This is a genomic window from Breznakiella homolactica (genome assembly GCF_016616095.2).
Classification (GTDB): Bacteria; Spirochaetota; Spirochaetia; order Treponematales; family Breznakiellaceae; genus Breznakiella; species Breznakiella homolactica.
The window spans coordinates 3,932,390-3,951,520 of the sequence record NZ_CP067089.2; the positions used below are offsets into that span (position 1 = coordinate 3,932,390).

Sequence of the window (19,131 nt, forward strand, 5' to 3'; positions counted from 1 at the left end):
CCTCCATACCATTATACCCGACCATTATACCCGGATTGGTTCCTCATGCCGGGACTCTGCGCTTTGAACCGGCAGCTTAGCCGGAAAATAGGCACTAATAAATCTCTTTTGGCTAAGAAATAAAAATTTAAATAAATAATTGAAAGAAATATGATATACTAAATCGAAGTGATATAGTTAATATATAAAAAAATCCGACAAAAGAAAGTAAAAAACCCCAATAAGAGAGGCCGCGTTGCTGAGAACCGCGCGTACGGACTCGGTCTGTATCAGTATTATCCCCTCACCGGGGCGGCGGGCGGAGCGGGGCGGAGAGAAACGAGAAGGCGGGGAATGATGGCGAAGGAACGGGTCGGAGTGAACGCGGCGGCAGTGGTGAGCGGAGCCGGGCTGGCAGTAGTGATAGGACTGCTGGTGAGCATGTTCTTTTTTTTGGAGAGAGAACATTCATTCATTGAAGAGAGAATAGATGTTCTAGAGGGATTGGTAGTTCAAGCGGTGGAAGACGAAGTGAGCCGGGCGACCGGGGAGTACCTGCGTGCGATCGGGGATCTTGAAGCGTCGCTCGCCGAGGTGATCACTCTGTCGGGGAGCGCGGGGACGGCAGCGACGGCCGGCCGGATAGCGAGCACGAACACGCGGCTTGAGCGGCTTGAGGGAGTGTACGCGGATTTGCTTGCGGAGCAGAAGAAGAAGACGGTGGAGAGTCTGTACAGTGACCGGGATCTCGCGGGGCGGTATGGGGAGGGGCTCAGGTTGCTGGAGCAGGGGAAGTACAGCCAGGCGTACGGGGTATTTTCGCTGGTATCGGGGGAGCAGCCTGAAAACATGGACGCGCGGTTTTATATGTATTACGCGCTGTTTGAGCGGAACCGGCATGACCGTGAGCAGTACAAGAAGATCCGTGAGGGGCTGACGCTGCTGCAGCGGAACGGGTACACGCGGGAAGAGATCGGCGCGGTGCTTGATTTCATGGCGGCGGAGGAGCTGGGGAAGCTTGCCGGGGAGGCGCGCTGAGATGGTGATGGTACGGAGGGTGATGACGATTTTGGTGCTGCTGCTGGTACCGTATTGTGTGAAGGGGATGACGGTGCACATGGCGCCTGTTCTGTATATTGATGAGACGAAGGACATGCTGAAGGACCATAGGTTTGCGTACCGGGAGATACTGCGGGAGCTGCACGGGATAGAGACAGGTATGGTTTTGAACTTCACGGCGCTGAGTGACGAGCTGATAGCGCCGCCGCAGTCGATGGTGGACGCGGCGACGGTGTGCCGGAATGAGAAGGCGGATTTTCTGCTGTACGGATTTATCGTGAAGCGGGACTACACGGTACAGATCGAGATCAAACTGTTTGATTATTCGAACCGGGAGATTATCCGGAGTTTTTACGCGATAGATGACCATGGAAATTACGAGCGGATGATCGGGGACGTAGCGGTAAAGATTGTCAGTTACTTTAATGAGACGTTTAACCTGGGGCTTGCCGGCGGGCGCGGGTCTTTTGTACAGATTTCGATGCCGGCGTCGGTGGGGTATTGGACACCGCTGGGGTCGCGGTGGAATGACCTGCTGATCGGGACTGGCGCGGTGACTGTTGGGTTTGAGATTATACCGAGTGATAACTGCTTTATCGCGTTTGGGAAACGGTTTTACTTTTCCACTGGGATTGAGGCGGAATACCGGCTTGGGCTTGGGCGGCCTGACGCGTATGGCGGGTATTACCACAGCATACTGCTGACGGTGCCGGTACGGCTGCACCTTGCGGTATCGGAGCACCATAGTTTTTTTATGGGAGCTGCGTTCCAGTATGTGCTGGACATTCTGAGCGTGGAGGAGCCGTACGCGGACGCGGAGACGCGGGTGTACAACAACCTTGGCGCGGGCGCGGATATTGGGTACCAGCTGCATTTCAGCGAGCGGGTATCATTTTATTTTGACAATCTGTTCACGGTGCTGTTTACGGAGGAGCCGCTGTTTTCGTATTCGCCGCATCTTGGGGTGAAGGTCATGCTGTACACAAAGGAGCTGAAAAGGACATGGTAAAACTCCTGAACTGTTTGGCCGTGGCGGTGCTGCTGGTATCGTGCCGAGCCGGGATGTATGAAGTATTGAGCCGGGATACGGGAGACCCTGTGGTGGAGCGGCCGCGAGCGGAGTCGTTTGTGCGGTCACAGACGATTCTGCTGTCGTGGGATGAAGACGCGCGTGCGGACGCGTATATTCTTGAGCGGGCGGAGGACGCGGAGAACCTGGTGTACCGGACGGTGTACCGTGGGGCGGGCACGGAGTATACGGATACGGCGGTGGCGGCGGACACGCGGTACGTGTACCGGCTGTCGAAGCAGCGAGGGAACCGGGTATTCGGGCCGTCTGAACCGGTGCTGGGGGTGAGTTCTCTGGTAACGCGGGATGAATACGAACCGAACGGCACGAAGGAGACGGCGGTTTTGATTGGGACGATCGATACGATAGCGAATATGTATTATTACCGGTCGTATAACGGGCTGCTGCTGTCGGATGAGGACTGGTACTGCATTGAGGTGCCGCCGCTGCGGAAGGCGTCGGTAATTGTGCGTGATTCGCAGGTGACACACATAGAGGCGAATTCGCATTTTAAGGTGTATGAAGAGGAACGGTCGGAGCAGGTGGTGCTGCACATGAAGAAGTTCTGGATAGAGAACAATGAGATGGCGCCGCGGGTGATGTATTTCAAGCTGTATCCGAATGAGGATATTTTTTTCGCGTCGAGCCTGGTGAAGGTGGGCGGGAAGATCGTGCGGTACACGATAGGCGTTGAGGAAATAATTCCGTATTAAGAGGAGGAACGGCGATGAACGTGCAGAGCATACGAGCGGAGCTGTGGGCGCTGTTTCTCGCGGCGGCGGTATTAGGCGGGTGCGCGCAGCCGCAGGGCGCGGCGGATGAAGAGGCAGGAGAAGACGGGGGCATGGCCCTGGTCAATGAGCTGTTTGTCGCGACGGAAACGGCGGCGGGAACGGTGACACGGTTTACCACGAGTGATCCGCAGTACTGGTCGCGGAATGGGTTTACGGTGTGGACGGTATGGGATGAGGGAGCGAAGGATCCGTTTGAGGAACGGACGGTGCTGGTGAACAAACCGAAGGGGAACAGCTCGGCCGGGTATGGCCTGGTGATCTGCCAGGGAACGCGTGAGGTCGGCGGGGAGAACACGGTAACGATGCTCACGGTGATGGTGAATAACAACGGGGAGTACGCGCTGGGAAAGGTGATAGGGGGGAATTACGAGAGCAAGCAGTGGTGGACGGCCACGAGTTATCTGACCAGCGGCGAGGGGATGGTAAATACGCTTACGGTAACGTATACGGCGGCAAGCCAGGAATACCTGCTGAAGATAAATGGGTATGACGTGCAGCGGTTCACGGATGAACTGGCACCGGTGCACACGGGCGGCCGGAACGGGTACGTGGTGGTGATATCGCCGGTGGACCGGTTTCCTGCGTCTGAGGTGGATGTGTATTTTACGGAAGAGAAGTGAGCCGCTGGGGCGGCAGGCAGAAAAAGAGCAGTAAGAAATGAAACCGGGATCAAGAAGGAGCGCGCGATGACGGGGAGCCGGATAACAGCGGGAATACTCGCGGTGATATATGTGGGGATGCTGCATCCGGTGTGGATGTACGGAGAGACGGGCCCTGAACCGGCGGCGGGGGTACGGCTCCCCGGGATTGTGCGGGAGAGTGCAGCGGAAGTGATTGCTGCGGAGGCGGGGGGTATTGTCCGGCTTGGGGAGACCGAGGTGGCAATCCCCGCGGGTGCCTTGGAACGGGATACGGAGATCCGGATAACGCGGCTGCCGGTGACGGAAGGGACGGGGGAAGACCTGTCGAACGTAACCTGGGGCGGTGGCGGGTACCGGTTTGAGCCTGCGGGAACGCAGTTTAAAAAAGCGGTACAGATCCGGATGGCGTATGATCCGGGGATCGGGAACAATGAAGAATCGCTGGAGAACCTGTACACGTATTATTACAATACGGCGGGCCGGGAATGGGAACGGCTGGAGCGGGTTGGTCTTGAGGAGGAGCGGCACCGTATCATCAGCGAGACGACGCATTTTACGGATATGATCAACGGGACGATCACGCTGCCTGAGGGTCCTGGCCCGCTGGACTTCAATATCAATTCGATTAAGAACCTGGAGGCCGCGAATCCGGGAGCTCTGGTGATCCCCCTGGACGGGCTGGAGGGCGGGAGCAGCGGAGCGGCGGAATTCCGGCTGGATGTGCCGGTGCCTTCCGGGCGCGCGGGGATGCAGCCCCGGGTGGCGGTGGTGTATTCCAGCGGGAACGGCAGCGGGGTGATGGGCAAGGGGTTTGACCTGCAGTACGGGAGCCGGATAACGATAGACACGCGGTGGGGCCTGCCCCGGTATGACGGGGAGGATGAGTACCTTCTGGACGGGGTGAAGCTGTCCCGGAGCGGAGTATCGGGGACCACGGTGACGTACCGGCCTGAGCGGGAGAGCGGATTTGAGCTGATAGAGCGGTACGGGAGCGGCGGCGCGTATTATTGGGTTGTGACGGACCGGACCGGACGGCGGCGGACCTACGGGGCATCGGCGGGGAGCCGGATCGGGCGGAGCGCCGCAGAGCGGTACGTGTGGGAACTGGAAGAGGAGCAGGACGTATACGGGAACACGGTAACCTATGAGTACCGGAATGACGGGAACCGGCTGCAGATACACCGGATCCGGTATACGGGGAACGTGAAGCAGGGGCTTACCGGACTGTACACGGTAGAGTTCGGGTATACGACCGGACGGACTGATGTGCAGACGGACGGGCGCGGCCGGTACCTGAGTGAGCAGGTGCTGCTATTGGAACGGATTACCCTGGCGTACGACGGCCAGGCGGTGCGGTCCTACTACGCGGAATACGGCAGCAATTACTTCGGGATACCGGAGCTGAAACGGTTCGGGCAGGAGAAGACCGGAGCCACGGAGGCGGACCGGTACCTGTGGAGCTACGGGTTTGCGTTTACGGAGCCGGAGAAGAACGGGGAAACGCTGGTATTTTTCGGCGCTCCGGAAGAATGGGCCATGCCCAATGGGCTGCAGGTACGGCAGGGGGTAAGCGGGGGCGGCCAGTCGTCGGTGTCCGCCGGCGGTGGTGTGGGGACCTCTGTTGCGGATGTGCGGGGTACCGGGGGACTGACCTTGGCGACCGGGAACGGTGATGCGCAGAGCCGGCAGACCCTGGTAGACCTGGACGGGGACGGGCGTCCTGACAGTATCAAGAAAGTGGGGAGCCGGATCGAGTTTTACCGGAACACGGGGAGCGGGTTTGTGCGCACCGATGACTGGCCTATTGTGGGCGGCAGCATCGACATGCTTGAGAAGGAACGGAGTTCGAGTACGAGCCTCGGCAAAACGGTGTACGCGGGCGCGGGCGCGTTAAGCAGTGCTCTTGAGGCTGGCGTCAGTTATTCGGAAACGGACCAGGACGGCTGGACCGACGCCAAGGGCGGGTTTGTTGATATTGACGGGGATGGACTGGTTGATTACGCGGAAGCGGGAGCGGGATATTACTTTAAGAACACGGGCCGTTCGTTTGTGCGGACGGCGTATACAAGCAACGGTGTGGTGATCCCGCCGCGGGCGGATCTGCTCAGTGAAGAGCAGCGGACAAAATACGAGGAGGGATATTACCAGCAGTCGCCGCTGCGTTCGTGGCGGGCGCCGTATACGGGGAGTCTGGAGGTACGGCAGACGGCGCGGACCGATCCTGAGTCGCCGGAACCGGTAAGCGGAGACGGGATAACGGCCAAGACCTATTTCGGGGCGGCGGAGCAGCCGGAGATACGGCTGAAACTGGAGCCCGGAACTGAGACGGTATCGGACACCCGGCAGTATGAAGCCCGGGAACGGGAATCGATCTATTTTCTGGGTGATCCGGGAACGGACACCCGGGGGGATACGATTCTGTGGGATATCACGCTCCGGTATGAGAATATCCGGTACTTCGCGGACATGGATAAGGGGAATGTGTATCTCCCGCCGAAAACAATTACGGACGCGGGTTTTGGAAGCGGGTACGGTTCAACAAAGCTGCCTGATATATACGAACTGATTTACACCGAGTCTTCATCCGATGATGGTGATGATGGAACGACTTACACCTGCACACTGAAATCGGAGTGGGAGCGGGAAGCGGGAAGTGAGTATTACACCGTGGCGGCGCAGCTGGTGAAGGACAAGTGGTTTATCCCGGGCTGGATGAGCCCGGCTGGGTTCGCGATACTGTGGAACCATACGGAAACGGATGAAGAGAAAATAACCCTGTGCAGTCTGTACGGGTATGATCCGGGGAAAAACCGGTACTATTTCAATGAGAACAGCCGGATACGGCTGGGGAGCACATGGGAATCTCAGGCGCGGGTGATACAGACCCTGATTGAAAAACGCTGCACCGAAGCGGAGGTGCGAGCCCTGGCGTACTACACCATGCCCTGGGGGCAGACGATCCTGCCCGCCGGCATACACGGCAAACTGGGGTATGAGCAGAGCGGCGCCAAAAAAGACCATGAGCGGCAGGCGGGGAATCCGGGGTATGTGCACGGCAGCGGGGATGTACTTGATCTGGATATCTATGAAGGGAAGCTGCTGCAGATAGATCTTGTTCCGCCCTACGCGGTACGGCACGGCGGGGAGGTTTTCGGGTACGGCAGCGTGACCCGCGACGGAGAGAACGTAAGTGTTGATATTCCCATAACACAGCAGATAACGGTACAGGGGGTTCCGACCGAAAGCCTGCTCTATACCCAGGGATACACCTATACGAACTATGAAGGGGCGGGGAAGATCATCACCGCGGCGGAACTGGACGCGATATGGGCGGACCTGCGGGGGCCTGAGTATGACAGCCGGCACAGCCGGTGGCAGAGTCTGACCTACGCGGAGCTGACGGACGTTATGAACGGTGCTGCCGTGGCCGACGCGGCGGTCTTCCGGGCCGCCTATGACCGGATTGTGCCGGATGCATACGCGGCAACGCCGGAACTCGCGCCGGATACGGAGTGTACGTTTATTCAGAAGAGCCTTTCGGACGCGGAGCGGACCGAGGTTGACGGGGTGCTCAAGGGGTATTCCTGGAACGGGTTTATGGCCACTGACGTGCCGTTTTACGTACGCGGCGGCAGTCCGGGAATCTATGTGATGACTGGTGACTGGAACGATATCGTCGATATGAAGGATTCTGCCCGGGAAAATTACTTCAATGGGAAGAGTGCTGAAGAGAAAGCGCGGTATGAACTGCTCTATGACCGGATCATCCACTACAGCGCTGTGCTGCATCTGGAGAGCTGGCGAACGGTGCAGCGTTCGATCCGGTACTACGCGGACAGCCGGTACGGGGTGAGCGCGGAACCGATCAAAGTTTCCTATCTATCGGATGACGGGGAAACGTACCTCAATACGTACATTAATCTGGGCGGCATGAAGCTGGAGTGGAACAGCGGTGATGATTTTTCGACGGCGAATGCGGCGGTCCCGCCCTATAGCGTGACCATACACAAAAAGCTGGGGGAAGACGAAGACAGTACCGTTGAACCGGAAGTCGTGGATGTGCTGTACGGCGGGGTGCACAGCTGGTATTACGGCATCTGGGTGGGGGACCAGGCAAAGAACCGGTTCAGCGAGGCCCGGCTCTACCAGCAGCGGAACGAAAACAGCATCATCAGTGAGGAAGAGGCAGAAGCGAAAAGGACTTTTTATAACAAGAAGAAAGAGAACCTGGAAAATAACCCGCAGCTGGATGACACGGCTGAAATCATCTTCCTGCCGGTGAGCACCCGGAAAGACGAACACAACCAAAACATGATCAGCCGGGATGACGACAGCGGGCGCGCGATAACCGACGGGACGCTCATCGGCCCGATATCGAATATTGTTACCAATGAGATGGTCGAGAGCAGCAACGGCACGGTGACGGTCCAGCCGGCAGACAAGGAGTTCTGTCCGTATATCCAGGGAACCCGGGTCCATACCAACCGGGTGGGCGGGACCAGTTACTATGACATCCCCGGCATGACCAACGAGCTTGGGGGCAGTGAGTTCACCATGGTGAATATCCAGGAAAGCGTGAATACGGGCACGGATACGGTGTATAACGCGTCACTGAAACTACCGGACCTGCCATTTTCCGACTGGATTAACATATTCCGGACAATAACCCTGTACGTGGAAAAATTAAGATCCCTGGGAAACATTCTGGCGCTGGGGTTGGGAGGAAGCAACAGCTGGGGAACGAATGCGGGGACCACGGTGATGCGGCAGTCGGTGCAGGACATCAACGGGGACGGGATCGCGGATGTGCTGCAGTACACCAACGGCGGGATCCGGGTAACCCCCGGGGGCCGGGAGGGGTATACCGGCAGTTATCCCATGGCGAACGGGAAGGAACTGAGTAAGAATACCAATACCCTGACAATCTACGGCGCCGCGATCAATCCGTCCGGCTCAGCAAAGGTAGGTGTTTCGCCGTCAGGACGGATAACGGACATAACGGTTACCGGAAGTGCGGGAACAGGCTATACGGGTTCCGAGGGAACGAGTATCCAGGAGGCGGCCCTGATGGATATCAACGGTGACGGGCTGCCGGATTACGTATCGGGCAGCACGGTGCGGCTGAATCTGGGGGATGGTTTTTCCGATTCCCGCAGCATCGGCGCGCAGCTGCGGAGTTCAACAGTCCAAAGCATCGGCGGTTCATTTTCCTTAAGCAGCAGCGGCGGGGGAAAAAGCTCTAATTCCACGGCGAATGGATCCTCCACCGGATTCAGCCTCGGTGTGGGCGGTGCGATCAACTATTCGGTAACCGGAACCGAGACCACGGTGATGATGATGGACATCAACGGTGACGGGCTGCCGGACAAGGTCCGGAAGGACGGCAGCTCGAATACTATGACCGTGCAGTTCAATCTGGGCAAGAGTTTTTCCTCCCCCCGGACCGTAGAAGCCCGGGACTGGGGACTGGGCAGCGCTGATAAGAACGCCATAGATACCAAGACCGACGGCAATCTGCTGTACGGCGCCATCGAAAACCTGCCGGTGATCGGATCTCTGCTGGCAAGCACCAGTATGTTTGATCCGTCATCGGGAAACTACGCGAATCCCTACAGTTCTTCGGGGAAACTGAACAGCCTGGAACTGAGTACCTCCGTAAGCCTGGGTATCAGCGGAAGCCTGAACGCCAACATTAATATTCCGATTCAGATTCTCTGGCTCACCATTAATATTACCACCGCGTACGGCGGGGGTGTCAACGCGGGAACAAACTTAACCGGGATATCCGTGCGGACCATGGACATGGACGGCGACGGACTGCCTGACCGGGTGCTGCGGATCCCGGGATCGGAAAAGATCTACGTGCAGCGGAACCTTGGCGGGGAGGTGGGGCTGCTCAAAGCTATTGACCTGCCCCAGGGCGGCCGGACCGAACTGGCCTACGAATGGATATACGGCACCACCGCCGCGCCCCAGACCCGCTGCGTACTCCGGGAAGTGGTCACCACCGACGGAACCGGGCAGGGTATCAAGGGCATGCCCGAAGGCGCTCACCGCTACACCGTGCGGTACCAGTACTCAGCGGACGGATACTACGACCGGGCGGTCAAGGAATTCTACGGGTACGAAACCGTTACCGAAACCCGGTACCGGGACGAAGGGGCGGTCCAGGCGGACACCATCAAGACCACGGTCTACTACAATGACGCGTATTACCGCAAAGGCATGGTCAAGCAGGTAACCCTGCAGAACGCCGAAGGAACCGTCCGGCGGACCACCGAGTACCATATTGATGCCGCCCCCTTTGCGCGGATCCTCAGTGAAGACACGGAACTGCGGGAACAGGACGGCAGCACCGTGACTACCAAAACCGAATACACCTACGAAACCGTACAGGGCTACGGATACGGCAATGTGATCCGGATGGTGGAAACAGGCGGCCCGGGGACGAACCCCATCCGCGCGGAAATCAGCTACAACCACAGCCTCAGCGGCTACCTCCACGCGCACCCGGCGGAGATCAAAGTCTACGGGGGGGCCAACAGTCTCCTGCGGTGGCGGACCGCCGAGTACGATACGGAAACCGGGGCCCTGAAAAAAATCACCCAGTACCAGGACCGGAACGGTACCGGGAAAAGTGTGAGCACCGTGGACTGGGACGGCTACGGGAACCTCAGGAAAATCACGGACCCCAACGGCGCGTGGATACAGTACTCATACGACGGGGACTACACGAACGCCGGGGAAGCGGACAGCAAAAAGCAGTACCAGTACCCCGTCCGGATAGAGCGGGGCGGCACGGGCACGGGCACCTATACCTCCACCATCGGGTGGGATAAACGGTACGGGCTCAGGACCCTGGAAGTGGATGAAAACGGCAACCGGATGGAATACGTACCGGACGAGTACGGCCGGCTCGCGGAAGTCTGGAGCCCCTACGACCACGGGGGCAGCACCCCCGCGGTGCGGTACCAATACAGTACGGAAGCGGGAACGAACTGGTACGCGGTAACGGAAAACCGTATCCGCTACGATCTGACGGACAACCCCTCCTATGACCCGGTGATGGTAACAGTGGTGATGCTGGACGGCCTGGGCCGGGGCCTCATAACCGCCAAGAACGGGGAATACCGGGCGGACAACGGCACGGACATTTCCGGGTGGAACGTATCAGGCCTGGCTTCGTATGACGGCAAAGGCCGGACCATTGCCGAAGGCCAGATCCGGTTCATCGCGGGAAACCTCGAGACCCTCCTGGCCAACCCGCTCTCGGACAGCCTCAAGAATCCGGTCAGGACCACCTATGACGGCCTTGACCGGCCCGTGGTAATAGAGTTCCCGGACCCCTCGGGTCCCGCCCGGCAGTATACGGCCTACGGCATCGGGAACGGCCTGAGCTACGCGGTGACCACGGATCCCAAGGGCAACGCCACCCGGGAAGAACGGGACAGCCGGGGGAATATCCTGACCGTCACGAAGATAGACCAGCAGAACACCATCCTGACCCGGGCCACATACGAGTACAATGAACTGGGTGAAATGCTGCGGGCTCTGGACTACAACGGAAACCCCTTGACGGTTGAGTACGACCTCCTGGGCCGGCGGACCGCCATGCAAAGCCGGGACATGGGGCGGAAGGAATACCACTACGACAACGCCGGGAACCTGGTGCTGGAAACGGACACGGTGCTGCGGGACCAGGGCATGAAGATCGAGTACGAGTACGACGGCCTGAACCGGCTGACCGCGATACAATACCCCAGTGACGTGAGCGGCCGGACGAAGTACTGGTACGGCCTTCCGGGCGCGGGCAGCAACAGCGCCGGCCGGGTAACGAAGATCGAGGACGCGTCGGGAAGCATCACGTACACCTACGGCAAGCTGGGCCAGGTCGTGGAAGAAACCCGGACCATCGGGCTGCTCCCGGCGAGCCGGAATGAGACAAAGACCAAGAGCATGGCCTACGCGGGCAACTACCTGGGGCAGATGGAACGGATCGAGTATCCTGATGGTGAAGTGGTGCGGTATGAGTATAACTCAGGCGGGCAGATCCGGAGCGTGACCGGGAAACGGGGCGTGACGACCTATCCCTATGTGAAAGACATCGGGTACGATGAGTACGGCCAGCGGCGGTACATCAGGTATGGGAATGATGTGGAGACGTGGTACACGTACCAGGCGGAACGGCGGTGGCTGGACGGAATAGAAACGAAACTGGGGATTGGGAGCGCGCAGCAGTACCAGAACATCACGTATGATTTTGATACCGTGGGAAATGTGAAGGGCTATGAGAACCGGAACAGTACGTACAGTACAGCGCAGAGTTACGAGTATGATAATCTCTACCAGCTGACAAAAGTAACCGGGACCAGCACGAATGAACTGGGGACGCGGTATGAGGCGACATACCAGCAGACGTACCGGTTTAATGAAATCGGAAACATGGTGAACAAGAAGAGCGTGAGCGGGGTGAGCAACGGGAGCGGGATCGGGAGCAACCTGAACTACGAACAGAGCTACCAGTACTACGACGGGTATGCCCACCGGGTAGAACGGATTGGGAACCGGTATTACCAGTATGACGGGAACGGGAATGTGGTGATTGAGCGGGATAACGGGCACGCTGAAATAGTGGTGACGGATCACCCGGTATATGAGGATGGACACTTACAGTACACGGAGTACGGATTTGCGCTGCAGCAGCCGGGGGTGGGTACCGGGAGTGAGTCGGTGTATCAGCGGGTATACACGTGGAACGAACGGAACCAGCTGCTGGGCAGCAAGGACAACCGGTATACGGTCCAGTACCGGTATGGGGCCGATGGGGAACGGGTAGTGAAGTATGTGGAGGAGAGCGGGAAGCATACTTTGTACTACAACCGGATGTGGCAGATGAACAGTGACGGACAGGGGTGGCGTCAGAGTAAGCATGTGTATGTGGGTGACACCCGGGTGGTGACGAAGCGGAACTATGAGGGAGAGAGTAACCCGGGGTATGAGCAGGTGAGCCAGTACTGGTACCATGGGGATCACTTGGGGAGCGCCCAGGCGGTGACGGACTACAATGGGGTGATGTATGAACGGCTTGAATACACGCCGTATGGGGAGGTATGGATCGAGGAACGGGGGAATGGCGAGGAAGGGTTACCGTTCCGGTTTACGGGAAAGGAGATGGACGAGGAGACGGGGTTATATTACTATGGAGCGAGGTATCTTGATCCGAAGATGAGCCGGTGGCTGTCTACAGATCCGGCGATGGGTGAGTATGTGCCGGGGGCGCCGGTGAATGAGGAGGTGCGGAAGCGGAACGGTAACTTACCGGGAATGGGTGGGGTGTATAACTATGTGAATCTGCATACCTACCACTATGCGGGGAATAATCCGGTTAAGTACACTGATCCTGATGGGATGGAGATTAAGTGGGCTCGAGGTGAGGGTGTTTCAGACAAGCAATTTGAACGAATTCAAAAAATTGCAGAACAGCTGAAAGCTTCTGGGACAGAAGCTGGAAATAGATTTTTAGAGATGGATAGTAATACCAAACATACGGTAACAATCCATGTAACTGCAGACTTGCTTTCTGAGCAAGGTGGGGGATATACAGTGGCAAATAGTGAATATGGTGCAAGAAATGAAACAATAGGTAGTGGTACTGATGTATATATTTCTGCAAAAGGACCCTTAATAAATAGAAATAAAGTACTAGGGGCTCGCCTAGCACATGAAGTATCAGGGCACGCATATGATAATTATAACGGGACTAGTATTTTTTATAGTTATCTTCCAGGACTTGACCGGGAGACTATTGGCAGAACTGCTGCAGAAGAATATGCAGTTGGTATAGAAAATGAGTATCGAGATTTCATAGGTCTAAAACAGAGGGATAGTTATTATATACCTGGCTATGGTAAACATATGCCAATGCCAATTTATGATGGTGCAACAGGCACATATTCGGTGAATAGATGAAAAAGTATGTTCAGATATTATGTATAATGATTATGGGGCAAAGCTTGCTTAGTGCACAAAATGTGTATGAAGTAAACTTTGTGGAAAAGGATTTTTTCTATAAATTATCTTTGCCATATCAGTGTAATGAAAGACTTTCTAAGATATTTACTGACGATACAACTCTTGCAATCAATATAAAAGAGATGTTAGTTGATGGAGAGCTAATTTTTCCACAATCTGATGGTATTTTAAGAGAGTTTATTCCTAAAATAAAAACTCGAAGAACAAGAAGAAATGAATCAATTTTTTATATTACTATGACTTGGCTTCCAACTAATACAAATGATATGAGGCATATAGTTTGGAACAATTTGAGGAGTTCATATAGTTATATGATACCAGAGGGGAGTAAAACTTTATTGATTCTTTATAATGTAATATTGCCATTTCCATTCGCTAATGTGGAAAAATTAATAAATAATCAAATTCCAGAAGGTTTTTTTACGGAAGATTATTTGGTAAAAGTAAATTTAGATAATGTTTTTAAATAATAAGAATTCAATCTTTTTATTTTTAGTACTTTTATTATATTATTCGATTTTTTTATTTGGAATCATGTATTGGTATAGATCTTTGCATGATGAAATATTTGTTTTTCTAGTTTCAATAACAATATTATCCATTATAGGATCATGTATTCTTTTAAAGAATAGTACTTTCTCGAAAAAAAATATTTTGATATATTTTTTATATATAGTTATAATAACAGTACTTAGTATGTGGATTGCATCAGTAGCTTATTCAAAAGAATTATTATATTTCTTTACACTCATTGATAGCTTTCGTTCTTTTATGTTTTTTCTGGTTTTCTTATTAATTTCAATGGTTTTGCACATTCCTATTTTATTAATTTATATTATTCGTACTCGAAAGAGTTAAGTGTGTGCAGCGAGCCCGAAGTGTCAGCAAATTAAGAAACAGTGAAAAAAGAAATAAAAAGAACTGAGAATGAGGCAGAGAAAAGTTATCTTAGGATCGAACTGAGGAAAAATTCTAAAATGATGTTTAGCAAGAGAGAGAAGATAGCAGCACCGTGAGAGCAGCAAACTACCCCAGGAACCCGAAGAGGGGGTAGCGTAATAACTATTTTAGACACTGTCTAAAATAGTTATGAAGCGAGGGGGAGCCGCCCGCGCGGAAGGGCAGCATAGAGCAAGCAGAAGCAGACAGCACACGTGTGAAACAGTATCGCCGGGTGCCGCATGAAAACGGGGATGAGCGACTTTCGAGGCCGATAGGCCGACGAGGAGCCATCCCCATTTTTATGCGGCAGGACCCGCAGGTACGGTAACCCGTGTGCTTACTGTATGTAGAGACTCTGTGCTCCCCCGCATAATGAGCTGGGGACGCGGTATGAGGCGACCTACCAGCAAACCTACCGGTTTAATGAAATCGGGAACATGGTAAACAAGAAGAGCGTGAGCGGGGTGAGCAACGGGAGCGGGATCGGGAGCAACCTGAACTACGAACAGAGCTACCAGTACTACGACGGGTACGCGCACCGGGTAGAACGGATCGGGAACCGGTATTACCAGTATGACGGGAACGGGAATGTGGTGATTGAGCGTGACAACGGGCACGCGGAGACGGTGGTGACGGACCACCCGGTGTATGAGGACGGCCACTTACAGTACACGGAGTACGGGTTTGCGCTGCAGCAGCCGGGGGTGGGGAACGGAAATGATTCGGTGTACCAGCGGGTGTATGCGTGGAATGAACGGAACCAGTTACTGAGCAGCAAGGACAACCGGTATACGGTACAGTACCGGTATGGGGCCGATGGGGAACGGACGGTTAAGTATGTGGAGGAGAGCGGGAAGCATACTTTGTACTACAACCGGATGTGGCAGATGAACAGTGACGGACAGGGGTGGCGTCAGAGTAAGCATGTGTATGTGGGAGACACCCGGGTGGTGACGAAACGGAACTATGAGGGAGAGACGAACCCGGGGTATGAGCAGGTGAGCCAGTACTGGTACCATGGGGACCACTTGGGGAGCGCCCAGGCGGTGACGGATTACAATGGGGTTATGTATGAGCGGCTGGAATACACGCCGTATGGGGAGGTATGGATCGAGGAGCGGGGCAATGGGGAGGAAGGGTTACCGTTCCGGTTTACAGGAAAGGAGATGGACGAAGAGACGGGGTTATATTACTATGGAGCGAGGTACCTTGATCCGAAGATGAGCCGGTGGCTGTCTACAGATCCGGCTATGGGTGAGTATGTACCGGGGGCGCCGGTGAATGAGGAGGTGCGGAAGCGGAACGGTAACCTGCCGGGGATGGGTGGGGTGTATAACTATGTAAATCTGCATACCTACCATTATGCGGCGAACAATCCGGTAAAGTACACAGATCCTACAGGGATGATGTCGGAATTTGATTCTACCTATAGATATTCAAATGATAAGAACGTAAAGGATGCTGCTTCTGTTGGATATGATACTCCTAGAGAAGCAGCTGTTGCAATGATAGATGCAATAAACCCAATATCAATCAAAGAAAATGTGGAATATGGAGGTGTAATAACAAAAAATCCTAAAGATGGAAAATATTATGCATCAATACCAGTAACAGAAGATTCTAAAGAAGGTGTAGATCCATTTAGAAGTCAAAGAGGTCGTAAAGGTGACATTGTAGGTGATTATCACACGCATGGAGATTATTCAATTATTGATGCTGATGGTAACTATCAGGCAACTGGTGTAAGATTAACAGATCCAAGAAATGATGATTTTTCTGAAAAAGATTTGAAATCTTCATTTAGGGATGCAATGGATTCTAAAAATCCGAGAGAGTATCAGTCTTGGCTAGGGACTCCCAGAGGTATACAAGAATATCATCCTTATTCTAGAAGAATAATACCACTTAGGCCATAATTATGGAGGTGTTGCTATGAAAAAATATATAATATATATAATCTTTTTTATTATGTCCTCTGAATTGTTTTCTGATGAAAAGATAATTCAAATATATGAACAAAAAAAAGAAACAATGTCTCTTATACAACTTGAAGATATAATAAAAACTTATAATGAAATAAGAACAAGAGGAATTGATCTTACCGGTTACGAGGTTGTAATTGAAGAAGATGAGGAAAACTTATACATAACATATTATAAAAAAGATAGTAAATACCGAGGGAGGGGCTTCGCGCCTGGAGAGCCAGAAGTATTATATATAATTGATTTAAAAACACGGGAAATAAAAAATATATCTTATAGAGGATAGAGAAGACGACACCACAGTGAGAACAGCAACCTACCCCAGGAACCCGAAGAGGGGGTAGCGTAATACTAATTTAGGCAAAGCCTAAATTAGTATGAAGCGAGGGGGAGCAGCCCGCGCGGACGGGCAGCATAGAGCGAACAGAAGCAGAAAGCACACGTGAGTGGTGGTATCGCCGGGTGCCGCATGAAAACGGGGATGAGCGACTTTCGAGGCCGATAGGCCGACGAGGAGCCATCCCCGTTTTCATGCGGCAGGACCCGCAGATACAGTAGCCCGTGTGCTTTCTGTGTATAGAGACTCTGTGCTCCCCCGCATAATGAACGGAACCAGCTGTTGGGCAGCAAGGACAACCGGTATACGGTACAGTACCGGTATGGGGCCGATGGGGAACGGACGGTTAAGTATGTGGAGGAGAGCGGGAAGCATACTTTGTACTACAACCGGATGTGGCAGATGAACAGTGACGGACAGGGGTGGCGTCAGAGTAAGCATGTGTATGTGGGAGACACCCGGGTGGTGACGAAACGGAACTATGAGGGAGAGACGAACCCGGGGTATGAGCAGGTGAGCCAGTACTGGTACCATGGGGACCACTTGGGGAGCGCCCAGGCGGTGACGGACTGCAATGGGGTGATGTATGAGCGGCTTGAATACACGCCGTATGGGGAGGTATGGATCGAGGAGCGGGGCAATGGGGAGGAAGGGTTACCGTTCCGGTTTACGGGAAAGGAGATGGACGAGGAGACGGGGTTATATTACTATGGAGCGAGATACCTAGATCCGAAGATGAGCCGGTGGCTGTCTGCTGACCCCGCTATGGGGGACTATGTGCCGGGGCCTGGGATGAGTCCTGATAAGCTTTCTGGGTTGGGAGGTGTTTATAACGTGATAAATCTGCATACGTATCATTATGCGGCGAATAATCCAGTTAAATACACAGACCCTACTGGGAGAGAAGTTGAAATACTAGGTACTCCTGAATATATAGCAGAAGTTAATAGGTTATTAGAAGAAGCTGAATTAGCATCCCCTGATTTTAAGAGTAAAATGAAGGAGTTAAGAGATAATAAAGAAATAAAAGTAACCATAAGAGCTCCAGAAACTCAAGCTGAAAAGAATGGCGGTTCATCAACTCTTTATTCGGATGTTGAAGCTTTTGCGAATAATAGACCAAGTGGGTCTGAAATAGTGTTTGATCCAAGCAAAACAGTGTATGATACTAATACAAACTTCGCATTACCTCCAGTAACAGGTATTGCTCATGAAATTGGACATGCATACTTTAATATGAAAGGTGGATTTAATGGTAAAGCAAATGTATGGGACATGAGTACTAATCCCCCAACATTTATTTATAATAAAGATTCAGAAAGTAATGCAATCAATTTTGAGAATGAAGTAAGATTGGCTCTCGGATTACCTTATAGATCTAATTATGGTGGCTTCCCGGTTAATATTATGCCAGAGTCTATTATAAGATTAAGGATGAAGAATTGAAAAAAATAATTTTATTATTACTTATTAATCAATGGGTAGTATTTTCCATGGAATTACCAGAAACATATAAGTATACCAATTTATTTGGAGAACAAGTATCAATTGTAGATAAAGACTTTATAAATCATATAGAGAAATATGAGAATAATTCTTTTGGTTATTTTTATGAATTTTCAATTTATGATTATATAACAGGAAATGTATTAGAACATATATTTATTGGAGTTAATGATAAAGAAAATTGGATATACAAAAAAAGAAAGAATTGTATTTCTTTTGTTTCTGTATTTGAGTTAAATTATTTTAAGGCTTTTGCGGAAGATTTTTTGAGAATTCTTGATAAGAAAGAAATATCAGAATATTTACCTGGCAGTAGAAATGCAATGCCTTTATTTTTTATTATTAGATATGGAACAATTTATAATTATGAAATAATAATAACAAACTTATCTAATCTTAAAGAAGATGATTATCGCCTAAAATTATTTCTTGTTTTTAAAAAATTATTATTGTAGTGTCAACGGGCAAAGGATAAGAGCTGCAAGGAAGATAGTCATAGAGAGCAGAATAAGTAAAAGCGGGAATAAAATAAAGTAATGAATAAAAATGAGAAGTATGATATAGTGAGAGTAGTAAAAAGATCTTTGACAAGTGAGAGAAGGTGACCTCATGGAGGGACCCGAAGAGGGGGTAGCGTAATAACTATTTTAGACACTGTCTAAAATAGTTATGAAGCGAGGGGGAGCCGCCCGCGCGGAAGGGCAGCATAGAGCGAACTAGAACAGCAAGCACACGTGTGAAACAGTATCGCCGGGTGCCGCATGAAAATGGGGATGAGCGACTTTCGAGG

General features: G+C 52.6%; 10 protein-coding genes. All 10 read left to right on the forward strand.

Going from position 1 to position 19,131, the window contains the following annotated elements:
* Positions 1 to 333: 333 nt before the first annotated feature.
* Positions 334 to 1,017 carry a hypothetical protein gene (locus JFL75_RS17750; RefSeq protein ID WP_215628007.1) on the forward strand — a complete coding sequence of 228 codons (684 nt, stop codon included), beginning with the start codon at positions 334 to 336 and terminating at the stop codon, positions 1,015 to 1,017.
* Position 1,018: 1 nt separating this feature from the next.
* Positions 1,019 to 2,047 (forward strand): hypothetical protein, encoded by a 1,029-nt coding sequence (locus JFL75_RS17755; protein WP_215628008.1) that lies wholly within the window; start codon positions 1,019 to 1,021, stop codon positions 2,045 to 2,047.
* Positions 2,041 to 2,820, forward strand: a complete 780-nt coding sequence (locus tag JFL75_RS17760) for a hypothetical protein (protein ID WP_215628009.1) — start codon at positions 2,041 to 2,043, stop codon at positions 2,818 to 2,820. Before JFL75_RS17755 ends, JFL75_RS17760 begins: the two co-directional genes overlap by 7 nt.
* Before the next feature lie 14 nt (positions 2,821 to 2,834).
* On the forward strand, positions 2,835 to 3,521 hold the full coding sequence (locus JFL75_RS17765) for a hypothetical protein (RefSeq protein ID WP_215628010.1): 687 nt from the start codon (positions 2,835 to 2,837) through the stop codon (positions 3,519 to 3,521).
* Between the two features lie 66 nt (positions 3,522 to 3,587).
* Complete coding sequence (locus JFL75_RS17770) at positions 3,588 to 13,511, forward strand: toxin TcdB middle/N-terminal domain-containing protein (RefSeq protein ID WP_215628011.1); 9,924 nt, start codon at positions 3,588 to 3,590, stop codon at positions 13,509 to 13,511.
* Entirely contained in the window at positions 13,508 to 14,044 is a 537-nt protein-coding gene (locus tag JFL75_RS17775; RefSeq protein WP_215628012.1) for a hypothetical protein, read from the forward strand. The genes JFL75_RS17770 and JFL75_RS17775 overlap by 4 nt, the downstream gene beginning before the upstream one ends.
* A 909-nt stretch (positions 14,045 to 14,953) precedes the next feature.
* Entirely contained in the window at positions 14,954 to 16,432 is a 1,479-nt protein-coding gene (locus JFL75_RS17780; protein WP_215628013.1) for an RHS repeat-associated core domain-containing protein, read from the forward strand.
* A gap of 16 nt (positions 16,433 to 16,448) precedes the next feature.
* Positions 16,449 to 16,784, forward strand: coding sequence for a hypothetical protein (locus JFL75_RS17785; RefSeq protein ID WP_215628014.1), 336 nt, complete (start codon positions 16,449 to 16,451; stop codon positions 16,782 to 16,784).
* A gap of 333 nt (positions 16,785 to 17,117) precedes the next feature.
* Complete coding sequence (locus JFL75_RS17790) at positions 17,118 to 18,281, forward strand: RHS repeat-associated core domain-containing protein (protein WP_490337717.1); 1,164 nt, start codon at positions 17,118 to 17,120, stop codon at positions 18,279 to 18,281.
* On the forward strand, positions 18,278 to 18,796 hold the full coding sequence (locus JFL75_RS17795) for a hypothetical protein (protein ID WP_215628016.1): 519 nt from the start codon (positions 18,278 to 18,280) through the stop codon (positions 18,794 to 18,796). Before JFL75_RS17790 ends, JFL75_RS17795 begins: the two co-directional genes overlap by 4 nt.
* Positions 18,797 to 19,131: the final 335 nt, after the last annotated feature.